The sequence below is a fragment of the Halarcobacter mediterraneus genome (assembly GCF_004116625.1).
GTDB lineage: Bacteria > Campylobacterota > Campylobacteria > Campylobacterales > Arcobacteraceae > Halarcobacter > Halarcobacter mediterraneus.
Genome location: NZ_NXIE01000002.1, coordinates 156,840 through 171,220, shown reverse-complemented (window position 1 = coordinate 171,220; position 14,381 = coordinate 156,840). Strand labels below are relative to the sequence as shown.

The window sequence follows — 14,381 nt, the reverse complement described above, 5'->3', positions numbered from 1 at the left end:
GCAAATGTATGTTTAAAATAATTATATTTTTAGGTATTAGCATGAATCTTCTTTTTGCTTCAATAGAAAGTGAAGTTGAACAAGAAAGATTTATAAGAAAAAATAGTATTTTAGTTGATACTTTTACAAATCTAGTTTGGGAAGATTATAAGAATTGGCAAGATTATAAAAAAAGTAAGAAAAATACTGTATATGACCCTGGTGAAGATTGGTATAATTCAAAAAGGTATTGTAATGATTTAAAATTACATGGAAAAAATAATTGGCGCTTACCTTCTACACAAGAGGCTTTATATCTTGATAAGTATGTAAAAAATAAATTTAGTTATATTACTTTTGGTTACCCAGGTTATTGGAGTTCTGAACAAGTAGATAAAAGTACAGCAAAAGTATATTACTTGTTCTCAAAACCATTAAAAAAGTTAGAAATTAATATTAGAGATAAAGAGATTGTAAGAAGAATACGATGTGTAAGTGGTCCTAGTTATACTTCATATGATGAAATTAAAAAAGTAATTGATAAAAATAGAGAAGAAGCAATAAATAAAAAACTTAATGATTATTATACTAAGCTTCAAAAAGAAGATTCAATAAAAGAGTATGAAAGCTTTTTAAAGAAGTATCCAAAAACAAGTATAAATGAAAAAATAGAAAAGAGACTTAAAGAACTATATTCAAATGAAATAAAAAAACTTAAAAAAGAAAATACGATAATAGTTTATGAAGATTTTTTAAAAAATAATCCTAATTCATTTATAAAAGATGATATTACAAAAGAGATTTATAAGCTTGTAAAAGAAGAAGATAATATTGCAGGATATGAATGGTATGTAAATAAATATTCAAAATCATCAAATGCAAAACAAGCCATAGAACAAATACATAAACTAGCTTTTGAAGAAGCTAAAGATATTGATACAATATCTTCTTATAATACTTTTATATTTAGTTACCCTCTATCAAAAGAAGTTAAACAAGCAAATAAAAAAGCAAATGAATTAGAAAGAGAAGAGTATACAAGTCTAGGACTTTTGAGTTTTATAGGAACTAATGAAAAACTAGATAGAAAAGCAAGAGCTTTATTAATCAAAGCAAAACAGATAGAAAGATATCCCCTTGATAATAATATTAACCATTCTTCTTCAATGGGTTATAAAATAGTCGCAAATAGAATGTATGAACTTTTACAAGAAGAGTTTACAGAAAGTGAAGCTACTTTAAGACACCTTGAATCACAGGAGTTTAAAGATTTTGTAAAAGACTTTAGATATGTTATGAAAAATATACAAAGAACACTTAACCAAACAAATAACTATATTAAAAAAGTAGTTAGTATTTCTAAAAGAGGTTTTGAAGATGCGAAGGCTGATAGAAAAATGGCAGCTTATTATACAAAACAACATAGAGACTGGGAAAAGTTTATGCACTTTAGAGATAAAGGGTATAACTAATTTTCAAAAAGAATAAAGATTTATTCTTTATTCTTAAGGTCTAATCACATAGTTTGAACTTCCATTAACTGAATGGAAAATAGTTATATCATATTTCTTTGCATAATATTTTAATAATAACTTTTGTAAAGTAGGTTCAATTGAAGGTGTAAACCAAGCATTATTAGAAGTTACTATCATATATTTTATATCATTTAAGTTTTCAAATATTTTATCTGTTGTTGCTTCATAACAAATTGCATTTCTAAATTTAGTATTATTTATTATAAAATCAGTGGGCTCTTTAGCTGTAACATAATCTTGTGCTCCATTATAAAATTTTTCATTAATGAAATCTACTAAAAATTTAGGTAAAGGTATTTTTTCTCCAAAAGGAACCAAGACAACTTTTTTTGCTACTTTTATATTTCCATTTTTAAAGTGATAAGTTGCATTGTAATAGTTCCCTTCCTCATAATAAAGTGCTCCTAGAATAATGTTGATTTTGTGTGATTTTTTTAAAAGCTTATCTAAAAGAAAATTTTCTTTATTTAAAACTACTGGAAAAATAGTTTCTGGTAATATAATTAAATCGTTTTCTTCTAAAATAGCTTTATCTATCAAATTAAAATTATTATCAATAATCAAAGCAAGATTTTCTTCATGCCATTTTTGATTTTGAGAAACATTCATTTGTGGCATAGAAATAGTCAAATTTGTATTATCTATATAAATTCCTTTATTTGAAAAAATAAATAATAAAGGTATAAAAGCTAAAAGCTTTTGAAATCTTTGAAGTTTTATAAACATATAGATTAAAGCTAAAATTAGTGCAAAATAAGGTTTTGAAAAAGGTAAATAACTATTTACGAAACTTAACTCAGGAATAAACCAGTTAAAACCTAATGGATGAATAAAAGAGACAATAAAAATTGTAAAGACTCTAAATATAGTTTTGTCAATAATTGTCATAAAATAAAATATTAAAGAGTATCCTAATGCAATTAGTAAGATCATTGGATATTTTAAATAAGCTAAATTATAATATTGAAAACTATTTCCTATCCAATAAAACCAAAGAATTCCTACGAAAAAACCTGTATATACAAAGCTTTTTTTATCAATTGTAAGTAATAGATAAAAAGAAAAAAGAGCTAAAAAAGTATTTAAAAGCTTTTGTTCAATTGCATAATGTTCTAAGTAGATAAAAGAGCTTAAAAAAATGGCTGTTAACAAGCCTTTTATTATATTAGTTTTGTTAAAATGTTCACGTTTTACTAAAAACATAGAAAAATACTTTTTAAAAGGAAATTTGATGGAAGGTCAAGGTGCAGATTTAATAAGCTCATTGTTACCCTTAGTTGCATTATTTGCGATTTTTTACTTTTTAATTATTAGACCACAACAAAAACAAGCTAAACAGCATAAAGAAATGATTGCGGAATTAAAAAAAGGCGATAAAATTGTAACAAATGGTGGCTTAATGGTAGAAATTATTAAAGTTGAAGAAACTTTTTTAATTGTTAAAAACCACGATAATAGTGAAATGAAATTAGCAAAAGAGTTTGTTGCAAAACTTTCAGAATAATTATTTTAAAACATGTAAATTTTACATGTTTTAAATTCTATGTTTACTTCTTATTTTAAGGGATTAACTTGAAAATCTTTAATTACCGATTAGTTATATTTATATTAAGTATAATCTTTGGAGTTGTTTTCTCAATACCATCTTTTTTACAAACTGAAACAGGTAAAAAAATATCTCTAGGTCTTGACTTACAAGGTGGACTTCATATGCTTTTAGGTGTAAAAACTGACGAAGCAGTAACTTCAAAAATTAAATCAATAGCTACAGCAGTAAAATATTTTTCAGACGATGAAGATATTTTAATTGATGGCTTAAGTATTAAAAGCAATGATAGTGTTGTTTTTTCAGTATTAGATAAAGACGAATTTCCAAAAGTAGATAAAATGCTTGAAGAAATAAAAGGTCTAGATATCTCTAAACAAGAACTTGAATATACTCTTACTTTAAGTGCAGAAGAAGAAATTCAAACAAAAGATCAAGCAGTATCACAAGTAGTAGAAACTATAAGAAATAGACTTGATCAATTTGGGCTTGCAGAACCAACTGTTGTGAGACAGGGAGAAACAGATATAGTTGTTCAACTTCCAGGTATAAAAACAGCAGAAGATGAAAGAGCAGCTAGAGAACTTATTTCAAAACCTGCAAACTTAGAGTTAATGGCAGTAGATGAAGAAAGAGCTGACCAAGTATATAATATGAGTAAAGCTCAAGCAGCACAATATGGAGATATTATATTAGAAGCAACTGATAATCCAAATGTAAAATATCTAGTAAAAGAAATACCAATTTTAAATGGTTCTCAAGTAGTAGATGCACAAGTTGCTTTTGACCAATCAAATCAACCAATAATTAATTTTACATTAAATTCAGCAGGTGCAAGAATCTTTGGAGATTTTACAGGTAAGAATGTAGGGAAAAGACTTGCAGTAGTACTTGATGGAAAAGTATATTCTGCACCAAATATTAGAGAAAGAATTGGTGGAGGAAGTGGTCAAATTTCTGGCGGTTTTACAGTTATTGAGGCTGGAAATGTTGCAATTGCATTAAGATCAGGAGCTTTACCTGCTTCAGTTGAATTATTAGAGAAAAGAAGTGTTGGACCATCACTTGGTGCTGACTCAATTAAAGCTTCTACTATTGCACTTGTATCTGGATTTTTAATAGTATTTATCTTTATGATAATTTATTATAGAAGAGCAGGAATTATTGCAAATGTTGCCTTGATTACAAATATTTTTATTATTATTGCGATAATGGCAATGTTTGGAGCTACTTTAACTTTACCAGGAATGGCAGGTATTGTATTAACAGTTGGTATGGCAGTAGATGCAAATGTTATTATTGGAGAAAGAATTAGAGAACTTCTAAGACAAGGAGTTTCTATACCAAAGGCAATTGAAGATGGTTATTCTAATGCCATGAGAGCTATTTTAGATGCAAATATAACAACACTTTTAGTAGCAGTTATTTTATATGCATATGGTACAGGACCAATAAAAGGTTTTGCAATAACTATTTCTATTGGTATTTTAGCATCAATGCTAACAGCTATTTTAGGTACACATGGTATTTATGAGGCTTTATTACCAAAAATATCAAAAGATAAAAACTTAAATAAATGGTTTGGGATTAAATAATGGAAATATTCAAAGGCAATAGAATTTATAATTTTATGGGAAAAAGAATCCCATTTTTAGGTTTTTCAGCTATTTTAGTTATAGCTTCAATAGTATTACTTTTTACAAAAGGTCTTAATCTTGGTATTGACTTTGCGGGTGGTACGTTAGTTCAAGTACAATATGAACAAAAAGCACCTATTGATAAGATTAGAGAAGTTTTAAGTAATACAAAATATAAAGGTTCTTCTATCACAGAATTTGGTAGCCCTACTGAAGTAGTTATTAGGGTTACTGGAGTATCATCGAATTTAACAAATGATATTGGTGATGAGATGCATAAACTACTTGATTCAACAGGTAAATTTGAAATTAGAAGAGTTGATATGGTTGGTGCAAAAGTTGGTGGAGAACTTAGAGAAAAAGGTATTATGGCTTTATCTTTATCTCTTATTATAATTTTGATTTATGTATCGTATAGATTTGAATGGAGATTTGCCATTGCTTCAATCTTAGCCCTTGCACATGATATTATTATTGCATTAGGAGCGATTTCTCTTTTTCAAGTGGAAGTAAATCTTGATATCTTAGCAGCAATTCTTACTATTTTAGGATACTCTTTAAATGATACGATTATTGTATTTGATAGGATTAGAGAGGGAATTCAAACTTCTAAAGAATCTGAATTAAATGAAGTTGTAAATGAATCTGTTTCTAGAACACTTTCTAGAACTACTCTTACTTCATTAACTACTTTTTTTGTTGTTGCTACTTTATATCTATTTGGTGGAGAGATTATTAACGGATTTGCCTTTACATTGCTTGTAGGTGTTGTTGTTGGTACTTATTCATCTATTTTTATTGCTGCTTCTTTCTTAGTTCAATTAAAGTTTTCTATTGAAAGTTTTAGAGCTAAAGAGGCTGAAAAAGTTAAAAGACAGAAAGAAAAAGAAAAAATCAGAGCTATGTATGAAAAAGGAACTGTATAAACAGTTTCTTTTTTTCAAATTTTTATTTATTTTTATACTTATTAAATATCTTCAAAATGAATTATTTAAAAAACTATTATTATTAATCTAATCTACCAATTTATAGTGTCTATAAGACAAAATACAAGAAGAAAATAGGTAGGGACTCGACGGTATCTACACAAAAAATTTATGTAAATAATAGTAAAATAATTTGAAAAATCAATTATGTTTACAAATAGTAATAGTTTTTTAATAATATTTAAAAATAGATATTACTATTTGGAAAATGGAGAAAAAATGAATAATAATACGTCAGTTGTTGAATCTAAAGGTTTTTTATATTACTTTGATAGAGTTACTTCTAATAATGGGAAAGATTGGTTCTTAGCACTTACTTGGATTTTTGTTTTTGAGATTATATCTTCTATTATAGAGTATGAATATTTAAGTGTTGCAAGAACATATATAGTAGATATTCCAGAAGGAGTATTAAAAGAGTTTATAATTGCAATTTTTGTAAGTTTTTTTGTATGGCACTTTGTATTTAGTATTGTCAATATGCGAAGAAATCAGTTTTACTTTTTAATTCTTTATGGATTATTGGGTTTATACTTTTATATAACAAAAGATGTAACTTTTAATCTATTGTTTCATAATATAATAAACCCTTTTGAATTGCAATTTAATGGTTTTGGTCCTTATACATTAGTTCAACTTTTCATTAAACTTATTATCCTTTATCTAATTTTCAAAATGTTACAAGGTATAAAGAATAGAAAAGAAAGAGTATAGATAAAAAGCCTTTTTTTATCCTTTTTTAGATAATATATTTACTTAAAAATTTAAAGTAAAATCTATAAAAGGATAATAATCATGGATTGGGGTAAGGTTACTTATATATTCTTTTCACTTATGTCTCTAACAACTACAGCAGGTTTCCTATATGAACCAAATGCAGTTGCTCTTTTTTTAGCTGCAGGTGTTAATGTTATTTCTACAATTTTAAAAATAGGTGTAAAAAATCTTTTAGCAGCAGAGTTACTAGCAAGTTCACTAGTGGCAGATTTACACCTTATTCCTGCATTTATGGTATTAACTTTTATTGGAGATGTAACAATGGCAATATCTTTAGCAATTGGAGCTGTTGTTGCAAATATCTTCTCAATAGCATTAGCATTAATTGAGAGTGCAAAAAGTCAAGATAAGGAAGAGTATTAATGGAATATAGTCCAAAAAGCATTGAGTCAAAGTGGCAAAATTACTGGGTTGAAAATAAAAGTTTTGAACCAGAAGATGATTATAAAAAAGATAAAAAATATATTTTAAGTATGTTTCCATATCCAAGTGGAAGAATCCATATGGGACATGTAAGAAACTATTGTTTAGGTGATGCTTTTGCTAGATATTTTAGAAAAGCAGATTTTAATGTATTACATCCAATTGGGTGGGATAGTTTTGGTATGCCAGCAGAAAATGCAGCTATAAAACACAAACTTCATCCTAAAAAATGGACTTATGAAAATATTGATTATATGAGAGATGAGCTAAAAGCTTTAGGTTTATCTTTTTCTTCAGAAAGGGAATTTGCTACTTCTGATGAATTATATACAAGATGGGAACAAGAGTTTATTATAAAAATGTATGAAGAGGGGCTATTATATAGAAAATCTACAACAGTAAATTGGTGTCCACATGATTTAACAGTATTGGCAAATGAACAACTTGAAGAAGGATGCTGTTGGAGATGTGGAACTGCTGTAGAGCAAAAAGAAATGCCTGGATACTATATCGCAATTACTAAATATGCTCAAGAGTTATTAGATGATTTAAAAACTTTAGAAGGACAATGGCCATCACAAGTTTTAACTATGCAAGAAAACTGGATAGGAAGAAGTGAAGGTTTAGAGTTTGATTTATTCTTATCAAAAGAATCAAAGTTTAAGCTTGATAAACAGTTTGAATTCTATACAGTATTTACTACAAGACCAGATACAATTTATGGGATTTCTTATTCAGCACTTGCTCCTGAACATCCTATTGTAAAATATATAGTTGATAATAATTTATTACCAGAAAATAAAATCAATTCAATTAAAGCAATGCAAAAAATAAGTGAAAGAGATAGAGCAACTATGCCTAAAGAAGGTGTTTCTTTAGAAATAGAAGTAATTCATCCTTTAACTGGTGAATCAATTCCTGTATGGGTTGCGAATTTTGTTCTTGCTTCTTATGGTGGTGGTGCAGTAATGGCTGTTCCAGCCCATGACCAAAGAGATTTTGAGTTTGCAAAACAATATGATTTACCAATAAAACAAGTAATTATTGGAAAAGATGGTATTTTAGAAAATCAAAGTGAAGCATATACTGATGAGGGTGAATTAATTAACTCTGAAAGTTTTACAGGTCTTAAAAATAATAAAGCCAAAAAAGCTATTATTTATCATTTTGAACAAAATTCAATAGGAAAAAAACAAATCAATTTTAAATTAAGAGATTGGGGAGTTTCTAGACAAAGATATTGGGGAGCACCTGTTCCTTTTATTCATTGTGATGATTGTGGTTTAGTTCCTGAAAAACTAGAAAATCTTCCTATTGCTCTTCCTGATGATGTAGAAATTACAGGAGAAGGTAATCCTTTAGATACTCATCCTACCTGGAAAAAAACAACTTGTCCTAAATGTGGGAAAGAAGCAACAAGAGAAACTGATACTCTAGATACCTTTGTTCAATCTTCTTGGTATTTTTTAAGATATGCAACTGATAATAAAGTATGGGAAAAAGAAGGTGTTTCTAAAAAAGACTCTGATTATTGGATGGATGTTGATCAATATATTGGTGGAATTGAACATGCAATTTTACACTTACTTTATGCAAGGTTTTTTACAAAAGTATTAAATGATTTAGGATATACAGATTCAAGGGAACCATTCAAAAAATTACTTACACAGGGTATGGTTCTTAAAGATGGTGCAAAAATGTCTAAATCAAAAGGAAATGTAGTTGACCCTGACTCTATTGTTGAAAAGTATGGTGCTGATACAGCAAGAATGTTTATTTTATTTGCTGCTCCTCCAACTAAAGAGTTAGAATGGAATGACTCAGCTGTTGAAGGTTCATTTAAATTTATTAAAAAGTTTTATGAAAGATCTGACAATGTTACAAGTAAAGGGATTGAAAACTTTAGAAATATAGAACATTCAACTTTAACAAAAGAAGAAAAAGAAGCAAGAAAAAAAGTATATGAAGCATTACAAAAAGCAGATGATGTATTTAATAAAACATATGCTTTTAATACATTAATTGCTGCTTCAATGGAAGCTATGAATGCTTTACAAGCTCAAAAGAATGAATTAGTATGGGCAGAAGGTTATTATATTTTAACAAATATTTTAGAGCCGGTTATTCCTCATACTTGTTGGGATTTGGCAGATAAATTATTTGAAAGAAAAAATTTCTCTTCAAAAATTGAAGTAAAAGAAGAAGTATTTGCTTTAGATTCTATTATTTTAGCAATTACAATTAATGGTAAAAAAAGAACTGAAGTAGAAGTAAGCCCTAGTGCTACAAAAGATGAAATCTTAGCTCAAGCAAAAGAAGTTGCTTCTAAATGGATTGATGGTAAAGAATTAATTAAAGAAATTGTTGTACCTAATAAATTAGTTAATTTGGTTGTTAAGGGATAAGATGAAAAAGAGTTTAGTATTATTATTGATTGTTCCTTTTCTTTTTGTTGCTTGTGGATATAAACCTTCAAGTTATTATGCAAAACAACAATTAAAGGGTTCTATTTTTGTGAATTTAATTATAAATTTACAAGATCCAAGAAATGCAGTTATCATAAAAGATAAAATGCATGAAATAATAGTACATAGACTTGATTCTAATATTGTATTTGATAGAAAACTTGCAGATACAGTTTTAGATTTAAAATTAGCTTCAGTAAGAATGCAAGAGTTACAATATGATGAAAGTGGTTATAATAAATTATATAGAGCAATTGTAAAAATAGAAGTAAAATATAAAAAAGATAATCAAACTAAATCTTTTGATGTAAGTGGAGATTATGAATTTTCTATTGGAGATGGTTCAACAATTACAGATACAAAAAGATTTGAAGCTATTAAAAGTGCGGCAAGTAAGGCTTTAGAAGAGGTTATTTCTAAGTTAGCAGTTCAGTCTTTTAATAAAAAAGAAGTAAATGAAAATTAATTTTTCACTTGCTTCTTTACAAGAAGTATTAAGATACAAAACTATGTATTATGAAAAAATTGATTTTTCTATTGTAGAAAAATCTTGGGAAATTTTGTCTTCTAAAATAAAAGTTCCTTATGTAATTCATATTGTTGGTACAAATGGTAAAGGAAGTACAGGAAGGTTTTTATCTTATTATTTATATAAAAAAGGTTTCAAAACTTTACATTACTCCTCTCCTCATATTTTAAAATTTAATGAAAGAATATGGATAAATGGAAAAGATTCTAGTGATGAAGAACTAGAGTTTGCAAATAAAAAAATACAAGAATTCATACCTTTAAATCTTCTAGAAAAACTTACTTATTTTGAATATACAACTCTTTTAGCTTTAGTTTTAAGTTCTGATTTTGATTATTTAGTTTTAGAAGCTGGACTTGGAGGGGAATTTGATGCAACAAATGTTGTAGAAAATAATTTATCTCTTATTACAACAATAGGATTAGACCATCAAAACTTTTTAGGTAATACCATTGAAGAAATAGCTAGAACTAAAATGCGTTCTGCTGACAATAAAATGTTAATTGGTTATCAACAGTCAGAAGAAGTTTACAAAACAGCATTAAAAGTAAAAAATGAAATTAAAGAAGAATTTCATAAAGATATTTCTATAAAAAAACTTGATGATTTTTTAAAATATAATTTAAGTGATAAGTTTGCTTCATATTTAAAATATAATTTGCATCTTGTAATTGCTTGTTTAGAAGAATTAAAAATACATATTGATGAAAAGATTTTTGAAGAAGTTAAACTTTTTGGAAGGTGTCAAAAAATTGCTTCAAATATTACAATAGATGTGGGACATAATCCTTTAGCTGCATCTTTTTTAGTAAAAGAGTTTGAAAATAAAAAAATCCATTTGATTTATAATTCTTATAAAGATAAAGATTATAAAAAAGTTTTAGAAATTTTGAAGCCCATTATTAAAAAGATAACATTACTAGAGCTTGAAGATGAAAGAATAGTAAATAAAAATAATTTATTAGAAATTTGCCAAAATTTAAATATAATAGTCGATTCTATAAAAAAAATTAATCCAGATGAATATTATTTAGTATTTGGATCTTTTTTAGTGGTTGAAAAATTTTTAAAGAATATGGGGTTCGATGAAAAATAGGTTAATAATTACTGTTTCTGATGTACATGGTACAAAAGCTTATAATGTTCATCAAATTATAAAAAAACTTCTTGTTTTTATTATTCTTTTTGTTGTAATAGTTATAGGTGGTGGGTCTTGGTTTATAAATAATTTAAGTGATAGATTAGAAACTTTAAAAACCCAAAAAGAAATAGAAATAAATAGTAGAGAAAAACAGATAAATGTTCTTACACAGAAAGAAGAAAAATTACAAGCTCAAAATCAGTTCTATTCATTACAGATAAAAAGTAAAGTTGAAGATATTGATGCTCTTAGTTCTAAATTAGATGATATAGAAGCAATGATTGGATTAAAAGATGAAAAAATAGAGCAACTTACTAGAGAAACTTTAGATTCTATAAGTGATAATACAAAATATTTCACTTTATTAACTATTCCAAATGGAAGTCCTTTAAAAAATACTAGAGTAACTTCTCCTTATGGATATAGAATACATCCAATTACAAAAAAGAAAAAATTTCATAGGGGAATTGACTTAAGAGCTAAAATGAGAACACCTGTAAAAGCTACTGCAAACGGAGTTGTTGTTTATGTTCGTTCAAGAGATATTGGAGGTTTTGGTAGAGTTATAAAAGTTCAACACAGTTTTGGCTTTATGACAATATATGCTCACTTAAATAAAACAGAAGTAAAACTTGGTGATGTAATTAGAAAAGGTCAAGTAATAGGTTTGAGTGGAAATAGTGGAACAAGTAGTGGGGCACATCTACACTATGAAGTAAGATATGGTGGGAAAATATTAGACCCAAAAGATTTTATAAAGTGGAATTTTAAAAATTATGATAAAATCTTTAGTAAACAAAGGAGAGTTAAGTGGGAATCTTTGGTAAAGCTAATAAGCGAGCAACACAAAATGGTGCTACAGTAATTGCTCAAGGCACTTGTATTATTGGTGGAATTTCTACAGAAGGCACAGTTCATATTGATGGTAAGTTTGAAGGTGTTATTTTAGAAGCAGATGTTATTTCAATTGGAAAAACAGGTGAAGTAATAGGTGATATAAAAGCGAATAATCTAATTGTTAGTGGACTATTAGATGGTAAAATTGATTGCAATGAAGTACAGATTCTTGCTACTGGTAAAGTAATAGGAAATATGAAATACAATGAACTTAGTATTGAAGAAGATGGAAAATTTGAAGGTCAAGGAGTAAGAAAAGGCTCTAAACTAAAAAGTAGATACGATGAAATTGAAAATAAACTTAACAATATTATAATAACACCTTCTCATCAAATTGAGCATGAAGCATAAAAATATAGAAGAAAGATTACAAGAACTTTATGCTCAAAAAAAATCTATAGAAGAAGAAATAAAACAATTAGAATCTATAGTAAAACAAAATAAAAATAAACCTTTATCAAAAAATGAAAAGATTGAACTTTTTAAATCTTTATTTTTTGTAAGAACTGATGTTTTTGCAAAAAAATGGACTAGTAAAGATGGTTCTAAACAAGCTTTTTATCCCTTAACTCAAACATTCAAAGGAAATGATTATTTACCCCTTACAAATAAAGATGTAGAATTGCATTTAAGAGGGAAAGTTCAACTTGCTTCATATTTAATCACTTCTTTAAATCAGAGTAAATATATTGTTTTAGAAGTTTTAGATAAAGATATTTCAATTTTATTAAAAACTTTTTCCCAATTAAATATTGAAGCTTTATTTGAATATAGTTCTTATAATTCAATTTTAGTTTGGATATTTTTTGAAGAATATATTGAAACTAAGTCTTCAAAAATTTTTGCTCAATATATTTTAAAAAAATCAAATATCTCTGCGAAAATATTTCCTACAAAAGATTTTGTAACAAGTGGAAATTTTGATGAAGCTTTAGAATTGCCTTTACATTTGGAGTTTAGAAATTCTAATAAAACTGTTTTTTTTGAACCTAACACAAAAGAACCCTTTAAAGATCAATGGAAACTTTTACAAAATATAAAAAAAGTTTCTAAAAGCATAGTTTTAAAATATAATGATTTTGAAAAATTTAATAAAACAGATTTGATGTTTGAAGATGTAGACTTTCCTTTATTTACTTTAGAAATTAAACTTTATGATTATTTATATATCCCTACAAAAGATTTATCAAGAAGTTTAATTAACAAGTTAAAAGCTTTTGCCTCTTTTGATAATCCTCAAATAAAAGTTCTTTTAAGCCTTAGAAAACCACTTTATAATACTCCAAAAGTAATTAAAAATTTTGAAGAAGATGAAAGCTACTTAAAACTTCCACGAGGTTTAATATATAGACTATCTAAATATTTAGATGAAAATAAAGTAGACTTTAAAATTGATGATAAAACTTTTTATGAAAAAATACAAACAAAAAAAGTTTTATTTGAATTAAGAGATGAACAAAAAGAAGCAATCAATAAAATAGTTAAAAAAAGATTTTCTATTTGTGTTGCTCCTCCTGGTTTTGGAAAAACATTAATTGGTGCAAAAATGTTTGAAGAAAGAGAATGTAGCACATTAATAATTGTAAATAAAAATATGTTGCTTGATCAATGGAGAGATAGATTTGTAGATTATTTTAAATATAATAAAAAGGATATAGGATTTTTAGGAAAAGGAAAAAATACTTTAAATGGACAAATAGATGTTGCTACAATGCAAAGTTTAAAAAATTATCCTGAAATTATTAATAACTACTCTTTTGTAGTAGTTGATGAATGTCATCATATTCCAGCAGTTACCTTTGAGCAGATTGTAAAACAGTTCTTTGGAAAATATATTTTAGGTCTTAGTGCAACACCAAAAAGAAAAGATGGCTTAGATCCTATTTTATTTCAACAACTAGGTGATATTTCCTATGAGTATAAAAAGAAGAAAACTTTTAATAATAAATTAGAGATAATTAGAACTAATTTTACAAGTGAAGCAGATAATTATGCAACACTAATAAATGAACTTTGTGTAGATGAAGAAAGAAATAATTTACTTATAGAACAAATTCTTTTACATAAAGAAAGAAAAATATTAGTTTTAACTGACAGAATAGAGCATATAAATACTTTAGAAAAACTTTTCGAAAAAGAAGAACTTGATTATGTATCTATTCATGGAAGTATGAGTAAAAAAGAACAAAGTGAAAAAATTAAATTAGTAGAACATAAAAGTTTAATTTTAGCCACAACATCATATTTTGGAGAAGGAATAGACTTTCCTCATTTAAATACAATTATTTTTGCTACGCCTATTTCTTACTATGGAAGATTAATTCAGTATTTAGGAAGAATTGGACGAGGAAATCAAGAGTGTTTAGCAATAGATTTTTTAGATAATAAAAATGCTATGCTAAATTCAGCCTACAAAAAAAGACTTGAAGGCTATAAACAAATGCACTATTTATAAAAGAAGGATAA

At 26.6% G+C, this 14,381-nt stretch carries 13 protein-coding genes; 12 read left to right on the top strand and 1 reads right to left on the bottom strand.

Translation table 11 applies throughout. The annotated features are described in order from the left end of the window. Window positions 1-8: 8 nt before the first annotated feature. Complete coding sequence (locus tag CP965_RS05015; protein ID WP_129060982.1) at window positions 9-1,451, top strand: Lcl domain-containing protein; 1,443 nt, start codon at window positions 9-11, stop codon at window positions 1,449-1,451. A 33-nt stretch (window positions 1,452-1,484) separates the two neighbouring features. On the opposite strand, the gene CP965_RS05010 is transcribed toward CP965_RS05015, so the two are convergent. After that, window positions 1,485-2,717, bottom strand: coding sequence for an apolipoprotein N-acyltransferase (locus tag CP965_RS05010; protein ID WP_129060981.1), 1,233 nt, complete (start codon window positions 2,715-2,717; stop codon window positions 1,485-1,487). 28 nt (window positions 2,718-2,745) lie between these two features. Here CP965_RS05010 and yajC point away from each other — a divergent pair, with 28 nt between their 5' ends. The 11 genes from yajC to CP965_RS04955 all read left to right on the top strand — a co-directional run bounded on the left by yajC (window position 2,746) and on the right by CP965_RS04955 (window position 14,370). Then, complete coding sequence (gene yajC, locus CP965_RS05005; protein ID WP_129060980.1) at window positions 2,746-3,018, top strand: preprotein translocase subunit YajC; 273 nt, start codon at window positions 2,746-2,748, stop codon at window positions 3,016-3,018. 68 nt (window positions 3,019-3,086) lie between these two features. Next, window positions 3,087-4,655, top strand: coding sequence for a protein translocase subunit SecD (gene secD / locus CP965_RS05000; protein WP_129060979.1), 1,569 nt, complete (start codon window positions 3,087-3,089; stop codon window positions 4,653-4,655). Beyond that, window positions 4,655-5,623: a protein translocase subunit SecF gene (gene secF / locus CP965_RS04995; RefSeq protein ID WP_129060978.1), complete on the top strand. Its 969-nt coding sequence runs from the start codon at window positions 4,655-4,657 to the stop codon at window positions 5,621-5,623. The genes secD and secF overlap by 1 nt, the downstream gene beginning before the upstream one ends. A 279-nt stretch (window positions 5,624-5,902) precedes the next feature. Continuing rightward, window positions 5,903-6,397: a hypothetical protein gene (locus CP965_RS04990; protein WP_129060977.1), complete on the top strand. Its 495-nt coding sequence runs from the start codon at window positions 5,903-5,905 to the stop codon at window positions 6,395-6,397. A gap of 81 nt (window positions 6,398-6,478) precedes the next feature. Beyond that, entirely contained in the window at window positions 6,479-6,823 is a 345-nt protein-coding gene (locus CP965_RS04985; protein ID WP_129060976.1) for a DUF6394 family protein, read from the top strand. After that, the gene (gene leuS / locus CP965_RS04980; protein ID WP_129060975.1) at window positions 6,823-9,288 is read left to right on the top strand and encodes a leucine--tRNA ligase; all 2,466 of its coding nucleotides are present in this window, start codon (window positions 6,823-6,825) and stop codon (window positions 9,286-9,288) included. Before CP965_RS04985 ends, leuS begins: the two co-directional genes overlap by 1 nt. Before the next feature lies 1 nt (window position 9,289). Continuing rightward, complete coding sequence (gene lptE, locus CP965_RS04975; protein WP_129060974.1) at window positions 9,290-9,814, top strand: LPS assembly lipoprotein LptE; 525 nt, start codon at window positions 9,290-9,292, stop codon at window positions 9,812-9,814. Further along, the gene (locus CP965_RS04970) at window positions 9,804-10,973 is read left to right on the top strand and encodes a bifunctional folylpolyglutamate synthase/dihydrofolate synthase (protein WP_129060973.1); all 1,170 of its coding nucleotides are present in this window, start codon (window positions 9,804-9,806) and stop codon (window positions 10,971-10,973) included. The genes lptE and CP965_RS04970 overlap by 11 nt, the downstream gene beginning before the upstream one ends. Further along, complete coding sequence (locus tag CP965_RS04965) at window positions 10,963-11,883, top strand: M23 family metallopeptidase (RefSeq protein ID WP_129060972.1); 921 nt, start codon at window positions 10,963-10,965, stop codon at window positions 11,881-11,883. Before CP965_RS04970 ends, CP965_RS04965 begins: the two co-directional genes overlap by 11 nt. Further along, the gene (locus CP965_RS04960; RefSeq protein WP_129060971.1) at window positions 11,829-12,266 is read left to right on the top strand and encodes a bactofilin family protein; all 438 of its coding nucleotides are present in this window, start codon (window positions 11,829-11,831) and stop codon (window positions 12,264-12,266) included. Before CP965_RS04965 ends, CP965_RS04960 begins: the two co-directional genes overlap by 55 nt. Further along, entirely contained in the window at window positions 12,256-14,370 is a 2,115-nt protein-coding gene (locus tag CP965_RS04955; protein WP_129060970.1) for a DEAD/DEAH box helicase, read from the top strand. Before CP965_RS04960 ends, CP965_RS04955 begins: the two co-directional genes overlap by 11 nt. Window positions 14,371-14,381: the final 11 nt, after the last annotated feature.